Raw genomic sequence first — 21,899 nt, forward strand, 5'->3', positions numbered from 1 at the left:
TTCAGATGTATCTCTCCCTCATACCCACTTCGGCGGATTTCAAACATCGCCCCCTCCCGGAGCAACCGACGTTTCCCGGGATGACGCTCACCGTTCACCCGTTCGGCATACATTGCTCGCGTGACGATCGAGCCGCCCCCCGCCGTCGACGCCGTGCCACAGGCCGGCGCGCTGTCCTCCACCAAGGCCCCGCGCAGGAAGGTGGTCGCCTGGGCATTCTGGGACTGGGGCACGCAGCCGTTCGCCACAGTGATCACCACGTTCGTGTTCTCGGTCTACCTCACCAGCTCCGCCTTCGGTGAGAAGGACCAGGTCACCATCCAGCTGGCCTGGGCGACGGGTACCGCGGGCCTGCTCATCGCCCTGCTGGCCCCGGTGCTCGGCCAGGGCGCGGACCGCACGGGAAAGCGGATGTTCCACCTGCGCTGGCAGACCTGGCTGCTCGCGGCGATCTGCGCGGCGATGTACTTCGTCGCGCCGGCGCCCGAGTACTTCCTGCTGGGCGCGGTGCTGCTGGGCGCGGGCAACGTGGTCTCGGAGATCGCCAACGTCAACTACTACTCGGCGCTGGACCAGGTCAGCACCCCGTCCGACGTGGGCCGGGTGAGCGGCCTGGGCTGGGGCCTCGGTTACCTCGGCGGCATCACCATCCTGCTGGTCATCATCGCTGTCCTGGGCTCCGACTTCACGCCCGACGACGTGCGGCTCTCGATGCTCATCTGCGGGGCCTGGACTCTGCTGTTCACCATCCCGATCTTCATCGCGCTCAAGGACCGGAGGCCCGATCACGTGCCGCCGTCGCTGGGCATCGTCGGCTCCTACCGCGAGCTGTTCCGCTCCATCGGGCGCGTGGGCCGCGACAACCCCAACACCCTGTTCTTCCTCGTCGCCTCCGCCCTGTTCCGCGACGGCCTGGCCGGGGTGTTCACCTTCGGTGGCGTGCTCGCCGCCGGCACGTTCGGCTTCACGTTCGGCGAGGTGGTGATCTTCGGCGTGGTGGCCAACGTCGTCGCCGGCCTTGCGACGATGCTGTTCGGCCTGCTCGACGACAGACTCGGCCCCAAGCGGGTGATCCTGTTCTCCCTCGGGATGCTGGTGGCCCTCGGCCTGGGCATCTTCTACTTCCACGACGGCGGCAAGACCGTCTTCTGGATCTTCGGCCTGGGCATGACCCTGTTCGTCGGGCCGGCGCAGTCGGCCAGCCGATCCTTCCTTGCGCGCCTCATCCCCGAGGGCATGAGCGGCGAGATGTTCGGGCTGTATGCGACGACCGGGCGCGCGGTCAGCTTCCTGGCACCGCTGATGTTCGGGTTGATGATCACGGTGGGTGTCGCGGTGACGGGCGACGCGCAGGAGTCCAGCCAGCACTGGGGCATCCTCGGAGTGGTGCTGGTGCTGCTGGCCGGCTTCATCGTCGCCTTGTTCGTCAAGCAGCCGCAGCGCGCCGTCGCCTCGTGACCTTGCGGACGGCGCGCGGAACACCGGACCATGGTGGGGATCCGGTCGTCGACAGGCGGTGATGCCCAACCGCCGCGAAGCGGAGGTCTGCCCATGCTGCTTGACGCCAGCGTCGTCTCACGCTCAGACCTCGTTCGTGCCCCCAGGCACAAGGAATGGTGGTACGTGGGCTGGGTGGACGACAGCCGCACGGTCTACACGAGCTTCCACGCCATCAGGCTCCCGCCGGTGGATAACGTGGTCTTCACGGTCTTCGATCTCGCGGCCGGAAGGCCCGTGGCCCGGTCGCGGAAGTTGTTCCTCACCGCCCCGGCCGGTCTCGACCACACGGAGCTGCGTGCCGACTCGCGGCGGGGCCAGGTCCACTACTCGGGATCAAGCGAGGCGGGCTGGAGCCTGCGGTTCTCCGACGGCGGCGTGGAGGCCGACGTAATGATCCGCCCCACCGCCCCTCCGTTCATCAAGAAGGAGAACCAGTTCGCGCATCAGTACTCAATGGTCAGCTCGATGCACACCGCCGTGCGCGGGTCCGTCGGGGCGGACGGCCGCGAGTACGCCTTCACCGATGCCCTCGGATACGCCGACCATTGCTCCGGACACCTGCCGCGCCGGACGGGCTGGCTTGCGTTGTGGCTCCTGGTCAAAGGAGTGAAGGCCACCGGATCCGGGATCGACGTCCTGCCCGCCACGCCTGCAGCCATCGCCAGCAGCGACGGACCATCGAACTGACAGTGACGGCCCACCCCCGTACGACTTGGACCACAGCGTTCAGGCACGGCCTGGGCGGAGCAGCGGGATTCTGGGTGACGAACCCTCGATCCCACTCCCACCCATCGCGGCGGGATGGCGCGAGGCTACCGTCCGCGGCTCGTCGTGTCCGGATCTACGGAGTCGGTCCGGCGACGCGGGTGGCAAGGTCGTCGAGTTACGCCCGGTGTTGAGTGCCTAAATGGTGCTTGCAGTGACATCACAGTAGTGTCATAGTGGAGTCATGGACCTGGACCCCTACCTGAACGCATTGCGCGACGACCTCGCCAAGGCCACCGCGCTTGCCGATGAGCACACGCGCAGCGTGGCTGCGCGCCTGCTGGCCGCGCTGGAGCCCGCCCTGCGGCTGCGGCTGATCGAGACGCTGACCGACGCAGCGGCATCCCTCAGCGCCGAGCTGGGCGACGTCGTGGAGGTGCGCATGGACGGCCGGGACCCCGTGTGGTGGGTCCAGCACCAGATTGCGGACGGCGCCGTGGAACCAACGCTGGTGCCGCCCGAGGGCGAAGCCGACGGCACCGCCCGCATCACCCTCCGCCTGCCCGAGGCCGTCAAGACGAGGGCGGACGCGGCAGCGGACTCCGCCGGCACGTCCCTCAACACCTGGATCGTCAACGCGGTCCGCGCCTACCTCGTCGGGGTCGCAGGCCGCGGCCCCGACCTCCGCACCGAGCGCCGGATCACCGGCTGGGCCTGAGAGGGGACCACCATGAGCGCCACCGCAACCCTTCGCCGCGAGACCTTCCCGGCATCCGCAAAGACCACGCTGCACGTGTGGGTCCAGGCGGCCGACGTCACCGTTCGGCACGAGGCCACCGACACGTGCACGATCGAGGTGGCCTGCCACGACGAGGCCGACCTCGGCCAGGTCGAGTTTTCTACAGCTGGAGACGTCGTCGGCGTGCGCGTGCCGCCGCTGCTCGTCGAGCAGTCGGGACGCCGCGGACTCGCCATCGACCTAGGCTTCCTGAGCCTCTCGCTCGGCGACGCGCGGGCCCGTGGCGTCACCGTCACCGCCGTGCTGCCCGAGGGTGCGTCCGTGCAGGTCGAGTCGAAGTCCGGGGACATCGTGGTCGGGGGACGCTCGGCGCGGACGAAGCTCCGGACCGGGTCGGGTGCCGTCACAGTCGAGGAGGCCGACGAGGCCGTGCTCGCCGCCGGGTCGGGCGACGTGACGGCCGAGCGCATCCACGCCGACGGGCAGGTTCGCACGGGCTCTGGAGACGTCCGGGTGCGGCACGCCTCCGGCACGCTGACGGTCGGGACAGGGTCCGGTGACCTCGAGGTGGCCTTGTTCGACGGCGCCGCCATCACGCTGCGGACGGCGTCCGGGGACGTCAGCGTCGGCCTACCGACCGGCGTCCCGATCTGGCAGGACGTCCAGTCGACCAGCGGCGACGTGGACGCCCGCCTGGAGCCGGCGGGCCAGCCCGTAGAGGGGGACCCCTTCATCACGGTGCGGGTGACCACGGCGTCCGGGGACGTCACACTGCGCAACGCCTGACAATTCCAAGAGACGCCCCCGGGGCCCGGCTGCCCCCTAGCCGGGGGCGGGCCGACCAGCGCAGAGCGGTCGGGTAGGTCCTGACCTCACTTGCAGTGGTGGAGGGAGGCGGTGAGTCGTGCGATTGGCGGCCGTCAGGGATCGAGGTGTCAGGCTGGAGGCGGCGACAAACGACGGCTCCTACGCTCGCATGTTCCGGCGACACGCCCATCCTTTCAGCGCCTGGTCGAGGCTGTGGGCGCGCCGCTTCACGGCCTGAGTGCGAGGGAAGAACACCGGCACCGACTACGTTTCATGCACGCCAACCCGCACCCCCAGACCAGCACGACACGCCGTCGCGATAGACCCTCGGGGACCCATGCGGGCACCGACGCGGGGTCCGACGGCGTTTCGTGCACGCCACCCAGGATGCCGTTCCTCGTGGGTGAAGTCTCGAGGTGCCCCATCCTGGCTCCCACCTCCGTGTCGGGCTGCAACTTGCTATCCACAGAGCGGCTTCTGTGCATATACACAGAAACCGCCCCATGGATAGCATCCTGCAGGCCTGGGCCCGAGTCAGGTCAGGCCGCCGCCGTCTCACGCGCGTGGCGCCGTCGCTCCTCACGACGGATCGCCTGCCGGTCCGGGTCAGGAACCGGCGAGGCGAGCAGCAGCTTCTGCGTGTAGGGATGCTCGGGTCGACCCGTGACCTGCTCCGCCTCCCCCTGCTCCACCAGCTCGCCCTTGTACATCACCGCGACCCGATGGCTCACGTGCCGCACCACGTCCAGGTCGTGCGAGACGAACAGGTACGACACCCCGGTCAGCTGCTGGATCTCCAGCAGCAGGTCAAGCACCCGGGCCTGCGTCGAGAGGTCCAGCGCGCTCACCGGCTCGTCGCACACGATGAGCTTCGGCCGCAGCGCCAGCGCCCGCGCGATGGCGATCCGCTGCCGCTGCCCGCCCGAGAACTCGCGCGGCAGCCTGCCCATGGCGTCCAACGGCATATGCACCCGGTCCAACAGCTCCTGCACCCGCTTGAGGGCGTCCGGGCCGGTGACGCCCTGGATGCCCAGCGGCTCGGCGAGAATGTCGCCGACCGTCAGCGACGGGTTGAGGGAGCTGTACGGGTCCTGGAAGACCACTTGGAGGTCCTGGCTCAGCTTGCGCCGGTCGGACCGGGTGGCGTGGCTGATGTCCTGGCCCTGGAAGACGATCCGACCCTCGGTGACGGGCGCCAGGCCCAGCACCGCCCGGCCAAGCGTCGTCTTCCCGGAGCCGCGGGCACCGACTCCGGGTCCGACGGCGTTTCGTGCACGCCACCCGGCACCTCCGGACCAGCAGGACACACCGTCGCGACGGGGCCCCGGCGACCTATGCGGGCGCGGTCTCCAGGTCCGACGGCGTTTCGTGCACGCCAAGCAGACCCGCGGGCTGGTAGACGCAGGTGGGGTCCGAGGCGAGGGGGTCACCCAGCATGGCGTGAGCCCTCGCCCGCGACCCTCCGCAGATCCAGTTGAACTCGCACACCCCGCATTTGCCCGAATACGACGAGGGGTCCCGCAACGCCTTCATCATCGGCGCCTCGGCGTAGATTTCGCGGAAGCTCTGCTCCTTCACCGATCCGCAGCGGTGCGGCAGGAACCCCGACGGGTAGACGTCGCCGATGTGGTCCACGAACGCGAAGCCGCGACCGCTGTTGACGCCGATCGGCGGACGCGGCGGCCGCCGCTCCAGGACCTCACCCAGCAGGGCGTCGGTCTCGGCAGTCAGCCAGGCATGCAATTCTCCGCGGACCGGCAACGGCCGACCGGCCGCGCGGGCGTCGTCGCGCTGGATGGCGACGCGACGGTAGTTCGGCGCTTCCGTGACCTTCACCGCGATCCGGTCGGAGACGTCGTGCAGCCAGTGCAGCACGTCCTCCATCTCGTCCGGATCGAGCGGTTCGAGGTTGGATCCGCGACCCATCGGCACCAGGAACAGCACGTACCACATGCCCGCGCCCATCTCCATGGTCCGCTTGAGCAGCTGAGGGAGCTCGCGCAGGTTGTTGCGGCAGATCGTGGTGTTCACCTGGAACCGGAAGCCGTGCTTCACCACCAGTTCGGCGGCCGCCATGGTGTCCTCGTAGGTGCCGTCGATGCCACGGAACGAGTCGTGGGTCTCAGCGGTGGCGCCGTCGAGGGACAGCGAGAAGGCCTTCACCCCGGCCTCGCGCACCGACGCCAGACGCTCGTCGGTGAGCAGCGGCGTGACCGACGGCGACAGTGCGATCGGCAACCCGATGGAGGTGCCGTAGGCGATCAGCTCCTCCAGGTCTGCGCGCTCGAACGCGTCGCCGCCGGAGAGGATGACGATCGGCTTGGGGGTGCCGTAGGCGGCGAAATCGTCGAGGAGGGCCTTGCCCTGCTCGGTGGTGAGCTGCCGGGGGTCCGCCCGGGTGAAGGCATCAGCGCGGCAGTGCCGGCAGGCCAACTGACAGGCTCGGGTGACCTCCCAGACCAGCACGTGGGGGCGCTCCCCGGCGTCGTGGTGGAGCGTGCGGACCACGCCCTTGCGGGCCTCGTGGGGGGCGGTGCCTGGGTGCGGAGTCACCGTCCGGATACTACACAGCGTCGTTTCGGAGCCGACCCCCACCCTCGCCGTCGAAAGTGCATGGTGGGAGCGCTATCAGATCGTTACAATTTCGCAACCATGTCAGGCCTCAGAATCGGTTGACAGCGCTGCGACTGCGCGACAGACTCAAGCGCAACGGAGAGACAGCGCCGTCCGAGATCCGGCCCACAAGACACCGTGTGCGGAGTTCGCCCAGCGCTCAGCGCTTCGTTCATACCCGCACAACCCCACGAGGCGGCGTCGGTCCGCTCGAAGTGAACGTTCACAGGAGGAACGAATGAAGATGAAGAAGTTCGTAACCGCAAGCGCAGGCCTGCTCATGGCCTTCGCCCTCACCGCGTGCGGTGGCGGCGGCGCCGGAACAGCCACCACGCCGGCCGCCTCGGGTGACGCCACGGCGTCCGCGAGCGCCCCCATGGAAGAGGGCGGCAGCGTCGGCGTGTCGATGCCCACCCAGACCTCCGAGCGTTGGATCGCCGACGGCGAGGCCGTCAAGTCCCAGCTCGAAGAGGCCGGCTTCGAAGTCGATCTCCAGTTCGCCAACGACGACATCCCCACCCAGGGCCAGCAGATCGACCAGATGATCACCCAGGGCGTCAAGGTCCTCATCATCGCCGCCATCGACGGCACCGCTCTGGCCCCGCAGCTGGAGAACGCCGCCGCCCAGGGCATCAAGATCATCTCCTACGACCGCCTGATCCGCGACAGCGCCAACGTCGACTTCTACGTCTCCTTCGACAACTTCAAGGTCGGCGTCGCCCAGGGCCAGGCCCTCATCGACGGCCTCAAGGCCCGCGGCGAAGGCCCGTTCAACATCGAGCTGTTCGCCGGCTCGCTTGATGACAACAACGCCTTCTTCTTCTTCGACGGCGCCATGAGCGTCATCCAGCCCGAGATCGACAACGGCACCATGGTGGTGGTCTCCGGTCAGACCGACATCGAGCAGGCTGCCACGCTTCGCTGGCAGCAGGAGACCGCGCAGAAGCGCATGGAGGACCTCCTCACCGCCAACTACCAGGGCGACACCAAGGTTGACGGCGTGCTGTCGGCCTACGACGGACTCTCCCGCGGCATCATCACCGCCCTGCAGAACAACGGCTACTCGGGCACCGTCGCCGACAGCTTCCCGATCGTCACAGGGCAGGACGCCGAGATCGCCTCCGTCAAGCTGATCCAGGACGGCATCCAGTCCTCGACCATCTTCAAGGACACCCGGCTTCTGGCCGAGCAGGCCGTCACAGCCGCCCAGGATCTCCTGGCCGGCAACGAGCCCGAGGCGAACAACACCGAGGATTACGACAACGGCGTGAAGGTCGTTCCGTCCTACCTCCTCGATGTTGTGACCGTCACCAGCGAGAACATCACCGAGGCGCTCGTCGATACCGGCTACTGGACCCAGGAGCAGATTGACGCAGGCGTTGCCTGATCCAGGCACCCGCGGTGGCCCGGCCCTTCAGGGGCCGGGCCATCGTCGCCCGTTGACAGCGAAGAAAGGCGACGCATGAGCGACACACAGAACATCCTCGAGATGCGCAACATCACCAAGACCTTTCCTGGTGTCAAGGCCCTCTCGGACGTCACACTTGAGGTTGAGCGCGGCGAGATCCACACCATCTGCGGCGAGAACGGGGCCGGTAAGTCCACCCTCATGAAGGTGCTCTCCGGTGTGTACCCGCACGGCACCTACGAAGGCGACATCATCTTCGAGGGCAAGGAGTGCAAGTTCAACTCCATCAACGACTCGGAGCACGCGGGAATCGTCATCATCCACCAGGAGCTCGCCCTGGTCCCGCTCCTGTCGATCGCCGAGAACATCTTCCTCGGCAACGAGCAGGTCGAGCGCGGGGTGATCGACTGGCACAAGACCAACGCCGAGGCGGCGAAGTTGCTGGCCCGGGTGGGTCTGGACGAGAACCCCATGACGCCGATCAACCAGATCGGCGTCGGCAAGCAGCAGCTCGTGGAGATCGCCAAGGCGCTCTCCAAGCAGGTCAAGCTGCTCATCCTCGACGAGCCCACCGCCGCGCTCAATGACACCGATTCGGCGCACCTGTTGGACCTGCTCCGGCACCTCAAGGGGCAGGGGATCACGTCGATCATGATCTCCCACAAGCTCAACGAGATCACCGCCATCGCCGATGCCACCACGGTGATCCGCGACGGCATGACCATCGAGACCCTCGACAGAGGCCCGGACATGACCCAGGAACGGATCATCAAGGACATGGTCGGCCGCGAGCTGGACAACCTCTTCCCCGATCACACGCCCAACATCGGCGAGGAGATCATGCGGGTCGAGGACTGGACGGTCCTGCACCCCACCGTCGCCGGCCGGAAGGTCTCCGACAACGCCTCCTTCGACGTCCGCGCCGGGGAGATCGTCGGGATCGCCGGCCTCATGGGCGCGGGCCGCACCGAGCTGGCGATGAGCCTGTTCGGAGGGGCCTACGGCCGCAAGATCGGCGGGAAGCTCTTCCTCCACGGCAAGGAAGTCCAGCTCCATTCAGTGGCAGCAGCCATTGACGCCGGACTCGCCTACGCCACCGAGGACCGCAAGCGCTACGGCCTCAACCTGATCGACGACATCCGTCGCAACATCTCGGCCGCCTCGCTGGACAAGATCGCCTCCAACGGGGTGGTCAACTCCAACGAGGAGATCAAGAACGCCGAGCGGTACCGCAAGGAGATGCGGATCAAGACCCCCACCGTGATGAACGTGGTGGGCCAGCTCTCCGGCGGAAACCAGCAGAAGGTTGTCCTCTCGAAGTGGATGATGACCTCCCCTGAGGTATTGATCCTCGACGAACCCACCCGCGGCATCGACGTCGGCGCCAAGTACGAGATCTACACCATCATCAACGCGCTCGCCGACGCCGGGAAGGCGGTGGTTGTGATCTCGTCGGAGCTCCCTGAGCTCCTCGGCATCTGTGACCGCATCTTCACGTTGGCCTTCGGACGCATCACAGGCCAACTCCCCCGCGGAGAGGCAACCCAGGAGAGCCTCATGAAGCTCATGACCAAAGAAAGGGAGGCCGCGTGATGGCCACCGTCAAGGACCTTTTCTCCAAGAACCTCCGCCAGAGCGGCATCGTCATCGCGTTCGTGGCGATCGTGCTCCTGTTCACGGTGCTGACCGGCGGGACGCTGCTCAATCCCATCAACGTCAGCAACCTGATCCTCCAGTACTCCTACATCCTGATCCTGGCGATCGGCATGCTGTTCGTCATCGTCGTGGGCCACATCGACCTGTCGGTGGGTTCCGTGGTGGCACTGGTGGGCGCGGTCTCGGCAACGCTGATCATCAAGAACGGCATGCCGTGGTATGTCGGCGTCATCGCCGGCCTCATCGTCGGCCTCGCGATCGGCGCCTGGCACGGCTTCTGGGTGGCCTACGTGGGCATCCCGGGCTTCATCGTGACGCTGTCGGGCATGTTGCTGTTCCGTGGTATGACGTTCCTCGTGCTGGGCTCGGTCTCCCTGTCCCCGATGACCCCGGAGTACCAGCAGATCGCCAACGGCTTCCTCAACGGGCTGTTAGGCGGTAACGGCTTCGACCTGTTCACGTTGCTCATCGGCGTGTTCGCCATCGCCGGCTTCGCCTGGACCCAGTGGCGCAGCCGCAGCGCCCGCATCCGCTACGAGCAGGAGGTGGAGGGCATGCCGCTCTTCATCTTCAAGCTGGTCGCGGTGGCCGTCGTCGTGATGTTCTTCGCCTGGAAGCTTGCCACCGCGCGTGGCTTCCCGATCGTGCTGATCATCCTGGCCGTGCTGGTGCTGGTCTACTCGTTCCTTGCCAAGAACTCGATCTACGGCCGTCACGTCTACGCCATCGGCGGCAACATCAACGCCGCCCTGCTCTCCGGCGTCAAGGTCAAGCGCACCATCTTCTGGGTGTACGTGCACATGGGCCTCCTCACCGGCGTGGCCGGCGTGGTGTTCTCCTCACGCACCAACGGCGCCCAGCCGGGCGCAGGCAACATGTTCGAGCTCGACGCGATCGCGGCCTGCTTCATCGGTGGCGCTGCCGTCACCGGCGGCGTGGGGACCGTGATCGGCGCCATGATCGGTGGTCTGGTCATGGCCGTCATGAGCAACGGCATGCAGCTCATGGGCGTGCAGACGTCCATCCAGCAGATCGTCAAGGGTCTGGTGCTGCTGCTCGCGGTGGCGTTCGACATCTGGAACAAGCGTCGGGCCGCGGCCGCCAAGGCCTGATCCGTCCGCAACGCGACACGGCGCCCGGGAGCCCCCCACTCCCGGGCGCCGTGTCGCGTCGCCACGGAAGACCCTACGAGTCGGAGCTCCCCCTACCCGTTGGCTGAGGAGCCGCGGGTCGGCGACGAGGGCTTCCCCGTTGGCTGAGGTGCCGCGCAGTGGGCTGGAGCCCTCCCCGCTGGCTGAGGTGCCGCGAAGCGGCCTCGAAGCCTAAGAAACGCGAGCCGACAAGCCAACTCGCCCGACGCGTCGAGGCCTCGACACCGTCGCCGACCCCACCGCAACCCCCAGAAAAACTTCTCGAAGAATTTCTGCCCGGCGCCCCTGCTGGGAGCAGAAAATGTCAGTGGTCGGTCATAGCGTGGAACCCATGAAGGACAAGGCGCGTGAGATCGCGGAGCAGTTGCGCTCCGCCGACGAACTGCGCCGCTTCGCCGAAGCCCAAACCCTGACCCTGCTGTGTGACCTCGCGGAACACTACGAGGTTGACTACGACCAGGTCGTTGAGGTCCTCGCCGAGCGCAGGGTCGTGGTCGGGGGCATCGGCACCCCGGCCGTCTCCGAATTCATCGGCCTCGAACTTGCCGGCCTGCTGCGCTGCCCACCCATTGTGGCTGCCGCCAAGCTCGCCGATGCTTTGAGCCTGAAGCACCGCCATCCCTGCCTCTACGCGGCGGTGCAGGAGGGCAGGATCGAGGCGGCCAGGGCCTGCAAGGCCGCCGAGCTGTGCCGCGAGCTGCCCGTTGAGCCAGCAGACCAGGTCACCGACCGTTGGTTGGGTAGGCAGGACGGGTTGGGTTGGACGGCCGCGTTCACGCTGTTGAAGAAGATGATCATCGAGGCTGATCAGGCCCGCGCCGCGGAACGCGAACGGCGGCAGCGGGCCTCACGCGGGGTGCACGTGTGGGGGTTGCACGACGGGGTGATGAACCTCACCGGCCGCTTGGATGTGCTCGACGCCCGCTACCTCGACGCTGCCGTCGACCGGATCGCCGACCTGTTGGCTGTCGAGCAGCCCGACACATCGAAGACGATCCTGCGCGCCAAAGCCCTCGGAGTGCTGGCCAACCCGGCCTACGCCCTGGCGCTTCTCCAGCACGCGGCGCAGCCCGCCCTCCTCGACGGCCTGGCCGTCGCCCTCGACGCTGCCCCGGCCATCACCAGAGCCGATGCCCCGGGCACTACGGCAGCCGGCGCCGGCCCTGTGGGTCCTGCGCCTGTCGATGGTGGGCAGCGTCATGATCCGCACTGCCTCGGCGCGTTGTGTGGCACCATCACCACCCCACTGGCCAAGCTCCGCCCCAAGCTGGAGCTGGCCGTCCACATTCACGCCGACGCCCTCGGCGAGCTCACCGGCGCGGCCCGCATCGATCGGGCCGGGGACATCACCACCGCCCTGCTGGTCGAACTGCTCCCCGGGTTGGATGTCACGGTGCAGCCGGTGATCGATCTGCCCGAGGTCCCCGCCGAAGACCACTACGCGCCATCGGCCGGGTTGAAGAAGGCGCTGCTGTTGAGCATGGATCACGAAATGTTCCCCTACTCCAAGCGGCGAGCCGACGGCCTGGACCTGGATCACACTCAGCCCTTCGCGTCCGGCTGTCGCGGGCAGACCCGGAGCGGGAACCTTGCCCCACTCAGCCGCCGAGTCCACCGCGCGAAAACGGCCCGCACCTGGCGCGCCGACCAACCCAGACCAAGCCAGCTCCACTGGTCCAGCCCCCTGGGCTACCGCTACGAAGTCACCCCCACCGGCACCCGCATGCTTGTGTGAGCGGTCGCGTCGGAGGAGCGCTGCGGGAGGTGAGGCGACGGCGACGCCCCGAACGGGCTGCCCACTGGAACGTGTGATCGGTGGGGCCCGCGATACCCCGTCGCCCATTAGGCTGGGGGCAAACGGAAGGGGCAGCCTGTGAAGGGCGTTGTCGTGTTCTCCGGGTCGGCCCACGCCGCGCTCGCCGACGAGATCTGCAGCCACCTGGGTCTTCGTCGTTCAGGCGTCAAGATCTCCCGTTTCAGCAACGACTGCCTGCAGGCGCAGCTGCTGGCCAACTGCCGCCAGCGCGACGTCTACATCGTGCAGCCGCTCGTGCCGCCCACGCAGGACCACCTGATGGAGCTCCTGCTGATGATCGACGCGGCCCGCGGCGCCTCGGCCGGCCAGATCACCGCCGTGATGCCGCACTACGCCTACGCGCGCTCGGACAAGAAGGACGCGTCGCGGATCTCGATCGGCGGGCGGCTGGTGGCAGACATGCTGTCCACGGCAGGGGTGGACCGGGTGCTCACCATGAACCTGCACGCGCCCCAGGTGCACGGCTTCTTCTCGGTTCCCGTGGATCACCTCACCGCACTGGGGGTGATCGCGGACCACTACCGGGATCGGGACCTGAGCAACACCGTCGTGGTCTCCCCGGATCTGGGGAACGCGAAGCAGGCCACGCTGCTGGCCCGCCTCCTCAACCTGCCGGTCGCGGCCGGGTCCAAGCAGCGCCTGGCGGACGACCGCGTGGTCATCGACGCCATCGTCGGCGACGTGGCGGGCAAGCGGGCCATCGTGCTGGACGACGAGATCGCCACCGGTGGCTCCATCGTCGAGATCGTCACCCGGCTGGGGGACTTCGGCTGCGAAGAGGTGTCTGTGGCGTGCACCCACGGCCTGTTCGCGGGCCAGGCGGTGGAGAAGCTGCAGAACGTGTCGCGGATCGTGGAGGTGGTCTCCACCAACACCGTGCCCCCGCCCGAGAACTTCCCCGGCCTGACGGTGCTGAGCGTGGCGGGACTGTTCGCCGACGCCATCGACCGCATCCACAACGGCCGCTCGGTGAGCAAGCTGTTCAACGACGTGGACCCGTCCTATGCACCGCCACCGCTGCCGGAAGGCCTCTTTTAGCCCTCGTCGCTAGTCCTCGACGCGCCGGTCTCGGATTCGGCGCGCCACCTCGCGCCACGACGGCACGATCACGCCCTCCTCCGCCATCAACCGGCGCAGGCGTCGCCTACTGAGCTGGATACCTACGATCCCCACCGCGAAGAAGGGGATCTGGAGCAGCCACGCGAGGCGGAGTTGCTCCGGGGTGTAGGCGCTGCCCCCCGAGAGCCAGTCCAGGAAGAGGCCCATGATCAGGATGAGCACGGTGCCGCCCACGAAGCCGCCCGCGATGACGATGCCGTTGGCGGCCCCGAGCCGGGTCACCGGGAGGTTGGTGCGGGGGAAGTCGAAGCCCACCCCGGTGCCGGGGCCCGCCACCGCCAGCGCGAGCACCAGCAGGACCAGCAGCGGTAGCGGGGCGCGCCCCGGCCACAGCAGCACGGCCGCCCAGCACGCGATGACGGCCCACACCAGGATCATCACCAGGGTGCTGCGCCGCAGCGGGTGCCGGGCGGTGAGCGACCCGACGACGGGGCCGGCCACCATCGATGCCACCGAGAGCAGCGCGAAGAGCCCGCCCGCTTCGGCCTGCGACATTCCCTGGCCGACGACGAGGTACGGGATCCCCCACATGAACACGAAGGTGATGCTGGAGAATCCAGAGGTGAAATGCACCCAGAAGCCGAGTTGGGTGGCGGGGTGCATGGAGACCCCTCTGATCCGGCCGGGGATTTCGCGAATGGGGTCCACCACCACCGCCGACGCCTGCCCGGGGGGAGCGTCGCGCACCCACGCCATCACGAGCACTGCGGCCAGGACGCTGAAGGCCACTGTGATGAGTAGGCCCGTCTGCCAGCCCATGAGCTTGATCAGCGGAAGGACCGCGCCCACCGCCGCGATCTGGCCCAGTGCGCCGACCATGCCCGTGACCTGGCTGAGCACGGGGACGCGCTGCGGCGCGAACCAGCGGGGAAGGAGTCTGAGCACGGAGTTGAACATGCAGGCGTCGCCGATGCCGAGCAGCACCCTGGCGACGTAGGCCGTGGACAGGTCGTCGGTGGTGGCGAGCATCGCCTGCCCGCCGGCGATGACGAGGGTTCCGCCGGTGAGCATGAGGCGGGAACCGTACCTGTCGAGCAGCAGGCCGACGGGCACCTGGGTAAGCGCATACGTGGCGAGTTGCAGCACGACGAAGGTGGAGATGATGCCGGGAGTGGTGCCGAAATGATCCGCCGCCTCAAGCCCCGCGACGCCGAGGGCGGCACGGTGCATGACCGCCAGCGAGTACCCGAAAACGCCGACTCCCCAGACCACCCAGGCCGCTCGACCGTATCCGCTCGCCACCACGCGTGACCTCCCGGGACGATCCTATGCCGATGACTGATGAACCCACGCCCGCGGCTGGGCTGTCGCGGCAACCGTGGGCAACAGAGGCACCGGCGGCCGACGTCGTCGTCGGGGGTCGGCCCGGTTGCCGGGAAAGCGCCGGGCCGACCGGCCGGCCGCAGGAACGGTGGACGCCGTTCCTACCCCTCCATCGTCGCATCGTCGACATGGGAGCCCTGGTGGGGGTGGAGGGGCCGCGCACCTTACACAGGTGTATTCTGCGTTCGTCCTCTCTGCCCCTTTGCGACCCCTCAGATGGTGGCGATGTCGATCACGTAGCGGTAGCGGACCTTCGACGCGACGACATTGTCGTACGCCTCGTCGATCTGGTCCGCGCCGATGATCTCGACGATAGGCGCGAGCCCGTTCTCAGCGCAGAAGTCCAGCATCTCCTGCGTCTCCCGGATCCCACCGATGTTCGATCCGGCCAGCACCCGGGCCTGCCCGGTGAGCACGCCGAGGTGCACCGACGACGCGTTCTCCGGCAGGCCGACGTTGACCAGCACCCCGTGCGCCTTGAGCAGTTTGAGTAGCGAATCCAGCTCGACGCCGTCGGAGACGGTGGTGACGATCAGGTCGAACGAGCCCCGGAGAGACTTCATCACCCCGCGATCCTGCGTGGACACGTAGTCCGTGGCGCCGAGCTTGAGCCCGTCGTCGCGCTTGGCCAGAGTGCGGCCGAGAACGATGGTCTCGGCCCCCATGGCCGCCGCGATCTGCACGCCCATGTGACCGAGGCCGCCCATGCCGACGATGCCCACCCGTTTGCCAGGCGCGGCGCCCCAACGCTTCAGCGGGGAGTAGAGCGTGATGCCGGCGCACATCAGGGGGGCGGCGTGCTCGAGGCGCATCTGCTCCGGCACGCGCATCAGGTAGTCCTGCTCCACGGTGATGCCTTGCGAGTAGCCGCCGTCGGTGGGCAGCCCGTCGCGACCGGTCCCGTTGTAGGTCCAGACCGCGCCTGGCCGGCCGGTGCAGAACTGCTCCTCACCCTGGAGGCACATCTCGCAGGTGCGGCAGGAATCGACGAAGCAGCCGACGCCAACGCGATCACCCACCTGGAACCTCGTCACCTCCGAGCCCACCTGCCTGACGACGCCCGCGATCTCGTGGCCGCCGACGAACGGGTAGTGGATGGGCCCCCACTCGCCGCGGGCGGTGTGGATGTCCGAGTGACAGATGCCCGTGTACGCGATGCCGAAGTACACCTCGGTGGGGCCCGGCTCGCGACGGCTGATGGTGGTCCTGTGATAGCGGCCGGTGGGTGAATCGATGGCGTAGGCGGCGACGTCGGGCATGACTTCCTCCATGAAGCAGATCCGTGGGACAGCTTGCGATGCTACCCCGTCAGCTTCTACTCGCCGCCGAGACCTTCCATCCACGCCGCGACCTCGGCGCCCGGCGCCGGCTCCTCGGCCGTCTCGGACGGCAGCGTGCAGTTGGGCGCGACGCCTGCTGCGGGCCCGAACTCCTTGCCACCGAAGATGTAGGTCTTCGCGTAGTCGTAGTAGGCGGCGTGCTCGCCCGAGTCGTACGGATTGTCCAGCGCACAGCGGCCCACGTAGTAGCCGACGACGTCGGCGAACGTCTCCGTGACGCTGCGGCCCGCGTACTCGCTGAACCGGCCCTCGCGGGCGAAGAGCTTGGTGAACACCGTCCAGTACTCGGGGTTCTCGTAGCGGTCCGAGTTCCGCACGTGGCCGAGCTCGTGGATCACGAGGCGCACGAGGCGGCCCTCGTCGCCGCTGTCCAGCGCGCGCTGGAACTTCGCGAAGTCCAGCGTGACGTAGTTGGTCTTCGTCAGGCTCCAGTCACCCCAGGCGTAGCCGGAGATGTGGGCGGCGTTGAGGCCGAGAGCGCCGTGCACGTTGGCCTGGAGATCCGCGCGGTAGGTGGTGCACTCCACCGCGTCCAGGGTCTCCCACAGGATCTTGATGGAGGGCCTGCGCTGCTCGGTCCACTGGGAACCGGCGAGCTTGAAGCCGAAGGTGGCCGCGAGTTGCTCCTTGAGCTGCTCGATCGACGCGTCAGCCGGGTAGGGCTTCGTCGAGGGGCACGGGGTGGGGATCCCGCTCACTGACGCCACTGGGGCGGGGGCGATGGGCAGCGCCTGGGCAGAGGTGGCGACGACGGAACCCGCGGCGACGACCAGGGAGGCCGTCAACGCTGCGATCCACTTGCGCACAAGCTCTCCCACTCTTCACAGTCAACGACCCCAAGAATCTCTCAGGATTCTCAGATAGTCAAGCTGGTGTGCTTCGTTCACAGGACTCTGGGGATAAGGGTGTGGATAAATCGTTCAAATGGGGCGAACTTGTCCACATCCGGGTTCTGGACTCCGAAGTGACCTTCTGCTCCTCTTACATTTGCGGCCGGAAGGGAGGCCCGATGCACGATCAGAAACGGCCACACACGCCGGAACCCGCTGCGCCCGCCGCGCCCCGGCCGGCCGAGGTCCAGCTGCGCGCACGCCGCAGCCCCAAGCTGATTGCCCTGGGAGCGATGCTCGTGGCGCTCGGCGGGCTCGGCGCCGCAACCCTCTATTCCATGAACGCGGACCACCGCGCGGTCGTTGTGATGGCCACCGACGTGCGCCGCGGGGACGCGATCGAACGGGAGGATCTTGCGGTCCTTGAGGTCCCCGAGAGCCTCGGGGTCGAGGCGCTGGGCGCCGCGGAGCTGCCGGGCCTCGTCGGGCAGCGCTCGCTGACGGACCTCCCGCAGGGCGCGTTCCCGCTAGCACGCCACGTCGGGGAGGATCCACTTCCCAGCGGGCAGGCCCTCATCGGGCTGCGCCTCCCGCTCGGCAAGCTGCCCACCGCTGACATGCCGCCAGGCACCGCGGTGCGCCTCGTCGGGCTCCTGGAGGGCACGGACACCGCCGCCCAGGCGGTGGTGGCCAGCTCGCCCGTGCTCCTCGACGACGGGGCCAGCTTCTCCCTGGACGTCCGGGTCTCCGATTCAGACGCGGATTCCGTGGCGAGGCTCTCCGCTGCGGACCTCCTCGCCGTCGTCGTGGTCAGGGGGCAGTGATGGCCGTTGTCCTGCTCTCCTCGGCCACCGGCTCGCCCGGGGTCACCACCACCGCCCTGGCGCTCGGCCTGGCCTGGCCGCGACACTCGCTGGTGGCGGACTGTGACCGCGACCCCTCCCAGGCCATCCAGGCCGGCTACCTCCGCGGCATGGACCACGGCGGGCGGGGTCTGATGGCCCTGGCGCAACTCCACCGGGAGGGAACCGCGCTGGCCCCCGAGCTCTGGCGGCACACGCTGCCCCTCACCCAGGGAGGGGACCGGGAGCGGAGGTTCCTCCCCGGATTCTCGACGGCGGGGGCGTCCAGGCTGTTCGAGCACGTGTGGGGCCCACTCGGCGAGGCGCTGGCCTCCCTGGACGACCGCGGGATCGACGTGCTGATCGACGGCGGACGGATCTCGTCGGCGGGGCTGCCGCTGGGCCTGCTCGCCGCGGCGGACGCCGTTGTGGTGTGCGTGCGGTCGTCGCTGCGCTCACTTGCCGCGGCCAGGATCCATCTGGCCACGGTGGAGGAGCAGCTGCGCTCCATGCCGTCCCCCACAACGGCGGGCCTGGCCGTGGTGGGCCCAGGCCGGCCCTACGCGGCGGGAGAGATCGCGGCGCAGTTCGGCCTCCCCTGCTGGCTGGAGCCGTCGTGGGACCCACGCCAGGCCGAGGTGCTGAGCGACGGCGCCGTCGAGCCGAGGCGGTTCCACGAGGGAGGGTTCATGGGCAGTTTCCGGGCGGACGCGAAGGCGCTGTCAGAGCGCCTCACCCGTACCCGCCAGGCCGTGGCCGCGGTGACGGTGAGGGCCTGATGAGCGTCGGACAACTACCTCCGCTGGCGGGGGCGCTGGGCAGGCTGGGGCTCATGCCCGCGGACCCCGGGCCCGCGGCCCCTGCCCCTGATCCCTCGTCCGCCCGCAGGGCCGCCGCGCCGTCGGCAGGCGGGGCTTCCATTCCCCAGGACGTGGACTGGCAGCTCGTCGTCGGGCTGCGGCGCGAGGCGGTGGAGCTCATCTCCAACGCCTCCGCCGAGTGGCAGGCCACCCGCAACCAGCCCATGCCGGAGGAGGACCGCCGGGTCCGCGGCCGCGCCATCATCCGCAGCGTGGTGCACGCCCGGGCACAGAGCCTCGGCGAGGCCGGGGAGGCACTGTGGCCGCTCGAGCTGGAGCTGCGCTACGTCGACGCGGTGGACAACGCCATCTTCGGCTACGGCCGGCTCCAGCCGCTGTTCGAGATCCGAGACGCCGAGAACATCGAGATCCACGGCTGCGACACGGTCACGGTGCAATACGGCGACGGTCACCGCGAGGCGCACGCCGCCGTCGCGGACACCGACGAGGAACTGGTGGACGCCATCCGCTTCCTGGGTCAGACCGCCACGCCGCCAAGGCCGTTCGACGACCTGCATCCCACGATGACACTGGCCCTGGGCAATCGCTTCCGGCTGCACGCCATCGGGTTCGGACTCTCGTTCAGGCCGAGCGTGGTCATCCGGCAGCACCTCCTGACCGACGTCACCCTGGCCGAGCTGGCAGACGACGGGATGCTGCCGCCGCATGTCGCGCGCCTGCTGCAGAGCGCAGTGATGGCTCGCAAGTCCATCGTCATCTCGGGAGACCAGGGCGCGGGCAAGACCACACTGCTGCGTGCACTGATCGCGGCCATCCATCCCACGGAGCGGTTCGGCACGCTGGAGACGGACTACGAGCTGCTCACCCACCTGCTGGGCAACCGTCGCAACATCCTGGCGCTGCAGGCCAGGGTGGGGATGGGCGAGATGGCTGGCGGGACCAGCGTGGGGTCCTACTCGGTGGCGGATCTCATCCCTGAGGCGCTGCGGCAGAACCTCACCCGGATCGTCGTGGGTGAGGTGCGTGGCTCGGAGGCGGGCGCAATGTTTGAAGCCATGCAGTCCGGCGCGGGATGCCTGGCCACGACGCACTCGCACTCGGCGTCGTCGACGATCGACCGCCTGGCGGCCAGGGTGGCGCAGGGCCGGGTGCTGAGCGTCGAGGACGCGATGCATCAGATCGCCCATCACCTCAACTTCATCGTCCACGTCACCCTCCGCGACGACGCCTGGCGTGGCGGCACGAGAGTCCGGTTCGTCTCTGAGGTGAGGCAGCTCACCGGATCCGTCGAGGCGGGCAGGCCGGCCACGCACCTGGTCTACCGCGCGGCCACACCCACCCAGCCCGAGCTCTTCCAGCCTGAGGCGGCGATGGCGGCGGAGTTGGCGCAGTTCGACGGGGCCGGCCCGTGGGGGTGATCCTGGCGGCGCTGTCCGGATCGACGCTGGGCCTGGGTCTGCTGCTGGTGGGGCTCGGCTGGCGCCGCGCTGAGCGGTTATCCACACAGGAGTCCACAGGCCTGTGGACAAGAGTGTCGCGGTGGTGGACAGGCCTGTCGAGGGCACGGAGGGGCTGGTTCGCGGCCGCCGGCGCCGCAGGGGTGGTGGCCGGCCTCGCGACCGGATCGGTGATGGCGCTGATCCTGCTGCCCGCCATCTCCATCGCCATTCCCCTGCTGCTGAGCGCGCCGCCCAACCGCGAGATCGAGATCCTGGCCGCCCTGGACCGCTGGGTGAGGCTGATCGCCACCTCCCTGTCCTCGGGCAGATCCATCCGGGACGCCATCTTCAGCACCCGCCAGCAGGTGGCGCCGGTGCTGCGCGAGCCCGTCGCACGGCTGTGCACGCGCCTGGATCAGCGCTGGCAGGCCCGGGATGCGCTGTTCGCCATGGCCGACGAGCTGGCCTCCGCAGACGCGGACGCGGTGGTGGCGGCCCTGACCATCGCCTCCGCGAAGGGCGGCGCGGGCGCGAGGGCCACCCTCGGTGCCATCTCCGACAGCATCCAGGCACGCCTCGCCGCGCTGCGCGAGATCTCCGCCGAGCGCGCCAAGCCCCGCGCCGTGGTCAAGCAGGTGACCTTCATCACGCTGGGCGTGCTCGTCGGGGCGTTGGTGATGAATCCGCAGTTCTTCGCCCCGTACACCACCCCCCTCGGCCAGCTGATCGCGCTCGGACTGGCCGCCGCCTACCTGGGCTGCCTCGTGATACTGCGCCGCATGACGGTGCCGCCCGTGGCGCCCCGCTTCCTCCGGAGCGCGCAGTGATCGGGGCGGCCATCGGATTCGGCATGGTGGCCGGCCTGGGCGCCGTCGTGATGGTGCGGGGCTTCACCACTCCCCCGGTGCGGCTGGGAGACGCGTTGGCTCTCCTGGACAGTCGTCAGCCGACGGCGTCGGCGTCGGCGCCCGCCGTCGGCGTGGAGGCGCTGGGCGAACGGGTGCACAGGCGCCTCAGGCTCCCGCTGACCGCCCGCCAGCAGCAGTTGCTGCTCATGCAGGGCCGCAGCGTGGGGGACTTCTTCGTCGAGAAGCTCGTCTGGACGGCGGCCGGGCTCCTGCTCCCGGTGGTGTGGGCCGCGTCTCAGATGGCGTTCGGCGGCTCACCAGGCCCCGCACCCCTGGCCATCGGCCTCGTGGCCGCAGTGGTCGGCTACTTCGTTGCTGACCTGCGGCTCCGCGGCGGGGCGGAGCAGGAACGCCGCGCCGCCACCGACGGCATCCACACGTTCTTCGATCTCGTCGTGTTGGAGCGGTTGGCCAACTCGTCGGCCGCGCAGGCGGCGGCGAGCGCGGCTGGTGTCTCCGATTCGCCCCTCTTCCGGAGGATCTCATCCGGCCTCGAACGCGCCCGCATGGAGCAGTCCCAGCCATGGTCCGAGCTGCGGGAGGTGGCCCGGGAATGGAACGTGCCGGAGCTGGCGGACTTCGCGGACGTCATGCAGTTGGAGGAGCAGGGCGCGGGCCTGGCGGACGTCCTTCAGGCTCGGGTGCGCGAGCTGCGCGACGCCCACCTGGGCGCCCAACGCACCGCCGCGCAGGAGGCGAGCGAGGCGATGTCGCTGTGGATGACCATCCCCGCCCTGATTCTCGGTCTTGCCCTCCTGGTTCCGCCGCTGCTGAAGCTGTTGGCCACCTGATGTCAAGACCCGGACCACAACTGTGGACGACTATCTACTCTTTCGCCCGCACCTGTGGATAACTCAAGAACTGGCACTGCCCCCCACCACA

Annotated in this window: 19 protein-coding genes; 14 read left to right on the forward strand and 5 right to left on the reverse strand. The window is 68.7% G+C overall.

All coding sequences use genetic code 11. The features are described from left to right. The first annotated feature begins 120 nt into the window (after positions 1-120). From H5398_RS14805 to H5398_RS14820, 4 genes are all read left to right on the forward strand, one after another. A complete protein-coding gene (locus H5398_RS14805; protein ID WP_370585771.1) occupies positions 121-1,458 on the forward strand; it encodes an MFS transporter in 1,338 nt (445 codons plus the stop codon). Positions 1,459-1,551: 93 nt separating this feature from the next. Next, positions 1,552-2,187 (forward strand): hypothetical protein, encoded by a 636-nt coding sequence (locus tag H5398_RS14810; RefSeq protein ID WP_182800568.1) that lies wholly within the window; start codon positions 1,552-1,554, stop codon positions 2,185-2,187. 262 nt (positions 2,188-2,449) lie between these two features. Next, entirely contained in the window at positions 2,450-2,923 is a 474-nt protein-coding gene (locus H5398_RS14815) for a toxin-antitoxin system HicB family antitoxin (RefSeq protein ID WP_182783533.1), read from the forward strand. A gap of 12 nt (positions 2,924-2,935) precedes the next feature. After that, positions 2,936-3,730 (forward strand): DUF4097 family beta strand repeat-containing protein, encoded by a 795-nt coding sequence (locus H5398_RS14820; protein ID WP_182783535.1) that lies wholly within the window; start codon positions 2,936-2,938, stop codon positions 3,728-3,730. Between the two features lie 560 nt (positions 3,731-4,290). On the opposite strand, the gene H5398_RS14825 is transcribed toward H5398_RS14820, so the two are convergent. Continuing rightward, a complete protein-coding gene (locus H5398_RS14825; RefSeq protein ID WP_370585772.1) occupies positions 4,291-5,181 on the reverse strand; it encodes an ATP-binding cassette domain-containing protein in 891 nt (296 codons plus the stop codon). Next, positions 5,084-6,304, reverse strand: coding sequence for a TIGR04053 family radical SAM/SPASM domain-containing protein (locus H5398_RS14830; protein WP_370585773.1), 1,221 nt, complete (start codon positions 6,302-6,304; stop codon positions 5,084-5,086). The genes H5398_RS14825 and H5398_RS14830 overlap by 98 nt, the downstream gene beginning before the upstream one ends. Positions 6,305-6,602: 298 nt before the next feature. Here H5398_RS14830 and chvE point away from each other — a divergent pair, with 298 nt between their 5' ends. The 5 genes from chvE to H5398_RS14855 all read left to right on the forward strand — a co-directional run bounded on the left by chvE (position 6,603) and on the right by H5398_RS14855 (position 13,433). Continuing rightward, on the forward strand, positions 6,603-7,751 hold the full coding sequence (chvE, locus tag H5398_RS14835) for a multiple monosaccharide ABC transporter substrate-binding protein (RefSeq protein ID WP_182783539.1): 1,149 nt from the start codon (positions 6,603-6,605) through the stop codon (positions 7,749-7,751). 75 nt (positions 7,752-7,826) lie between these two features. After that, on the forward strand, positions 7,827-9,365 hold the full coding sequence (gene mmsA / locus H5398_RS14840) for a multiple monosaccharide ABC transporter ATP-binding protein (protein WP_182783541.1): 1,539 nt from the start codon (positions 7,827-7,829) through the stop codon (positions 9,363-9,365). Further along, entirely contained in the window at positions 9,365-10,540 is a 1,176-nt protein-coding gene (gene mmsB, locus H5398_RS14845; protein ID WP_182783568.1) for a multiple monosaccharide ABC transporter permease, read from the forward strand. Before mmsA ends, mmsB begins: the two co-directional genes overlap by 1 nt. A gap of 370 nt (positions 10,541-10,910) precedes the next feature. Beyond that, positions 10,911-12,314 carry an HNH endonuclease gene (locus H5398_RS14850; protein WP_182800569.1) on the forward strand — a complete coding sequence of 468 codons (1,404 nt, stop codon included), beginning with the start codon at positions 10,911-10,913 and terminating at the stop codon, positions 12,312-12,314. A 138-nt stretch (positions 12,315-12,452) separates the two neighbouring features. Beyond that, entirely contained in the window at positions 12,453-13,433 is a 981-nt protein-coding gene (locus tag H5398_RS14855; protein ID WP_182780992.1) for a ribose-phosphate pyrophosphokinase, read from the forward strand. Positions 13,434-13,442: 9 nt separating this feature from the next. Here H5398_RS14855 and H5398_RS14860 read toward each other — a convergent pair whose 3' ends face one another. The 3 genes from H5398_RS14860 to H5398_RS14870 all read right to left on the reverse strand — a co-directional run bounded on the left by H5398_RS14860 (position 13,443) and on the right by H5398_RS14870 (position 16,995). Continuing rightward, positions 13,443-14,759: an MFS transporter gene (locus tag H5398_RS14860; RefSeq protein WP_220489533.1), complete on the reverse strand. Its 1,317-nt coding sequence runs from the start codon at positions 14,757-14,759 to the stop codon at positions 13,443-13,445. 290 nt (positions 14,760-15,049) lie between these two features. After that, positions 15,050-16,096: an NAD(P)-dependent alcohol dehydrogenase gene (locus H5398_RS14865; protein WP_182800570.1), complete on the reverse strand. Its 1,047-nt coding sequence runs from the start codon at positions 16,094-16,096 to the stop codon at positions 15,050-15,052. Between the two features lie 56 nt (positions 16,097-16,152). Next, positions 16,153-16,995 carry a hypothetical protein gene (locus H5398_RS14870; RefSeq protein WP_182800571.1) on the reverse strand — a complete coding sequence of 281 codons (843 nt, stop codon included), beginning with the start codon at positions 16,993-16,995 and terminating at the stop codon, positions 16,153-16,155. Positions 16,996-17,186: 191 nt separating this feature from the next. Between H5398_RS14870 and H5398_RS14875 the strand changes: the two genes are divergently transcribed. From H5398_RS14875 to H5398_RS14895, 5 genes are read left to right on the forward strand one after another with little or no spacing between them, the layout of a single operon-like run. Then, positions 17,187-17,831, forward strand: coding sequence for an SAF domain-containing protein (locus H5398_RS14875; protein ID WP_182800572.1), 645 nt, complete (start codon positions 17,187-17,189; stop codon positions 17,829-17,831). Next, positions 17,831-18,628, forward strand: a complete 798-nt coding sequence (locus H5398_RS14880) for a hypothetical protein (RefSeq protein WP_182800573.1) — start codon at positions 17,831-17,833, stop codon at positions 18,626-18,628. The genes H5398_RS14875 and H5398_RS14880 overlap by 1 nt, the downstream gene beginning before the upstream one ends. After that, positions 18,628-20,088, forward strand: coding sequence for a CpaF family protein (locus H5398_RS14885; protein ID WP_182780997.1), 1,461 nt, complete (start codon positions 18,628-18,630; stop codon positions 20,086-20,088). The genes H5398_RS14880 and H5398_RS14885 overlap by 1 nt, the downstream gene beginning before the upstream one ends. Then, on the forward strand, positions 20,079-20,936 hold the full coding sequence (locus H5398_RS14890; RefSeq protein ID WP_182800574.1) for a type II secretion system F family protein: 858 nt from the start codon (positions 20,079-20,081) through the stop codon (positions 20,934-20,936). The genes H5398_RS14885 and H5398_RS14890 overlap by 10 nt, the downstream gene beginning before the upstream one ends. Further along, positions 20,933-21,808 carry a hypothetical protein gene (locus H5398_RS14895; protein WP_182800575.1) on the forward strand — a complete coding sequence of 292 codons (876 nt, stop codon included), beginning with the start codon at positions 20,933-20,935 and terminating at the stop codon, positions 21,806-21,808. Before H5398_RS14890 ends, H5398_RS14895 begins: the two co-directional genes overlap by 4 nt. The last annotated feature ends 91 nt before the right edge of the window (positions 21,809-21,899 follow it).

Origin of the sequence: Tessaracoccus sp. MC1679 (assembly GCF_014164775.1) — a bacterium.
Classification (GTDB): domain Bacteria; phylum Actinomycetota; class Actinomycetes; order Propionibacteriales; family Propionibacteriaceae; genus Arachnia.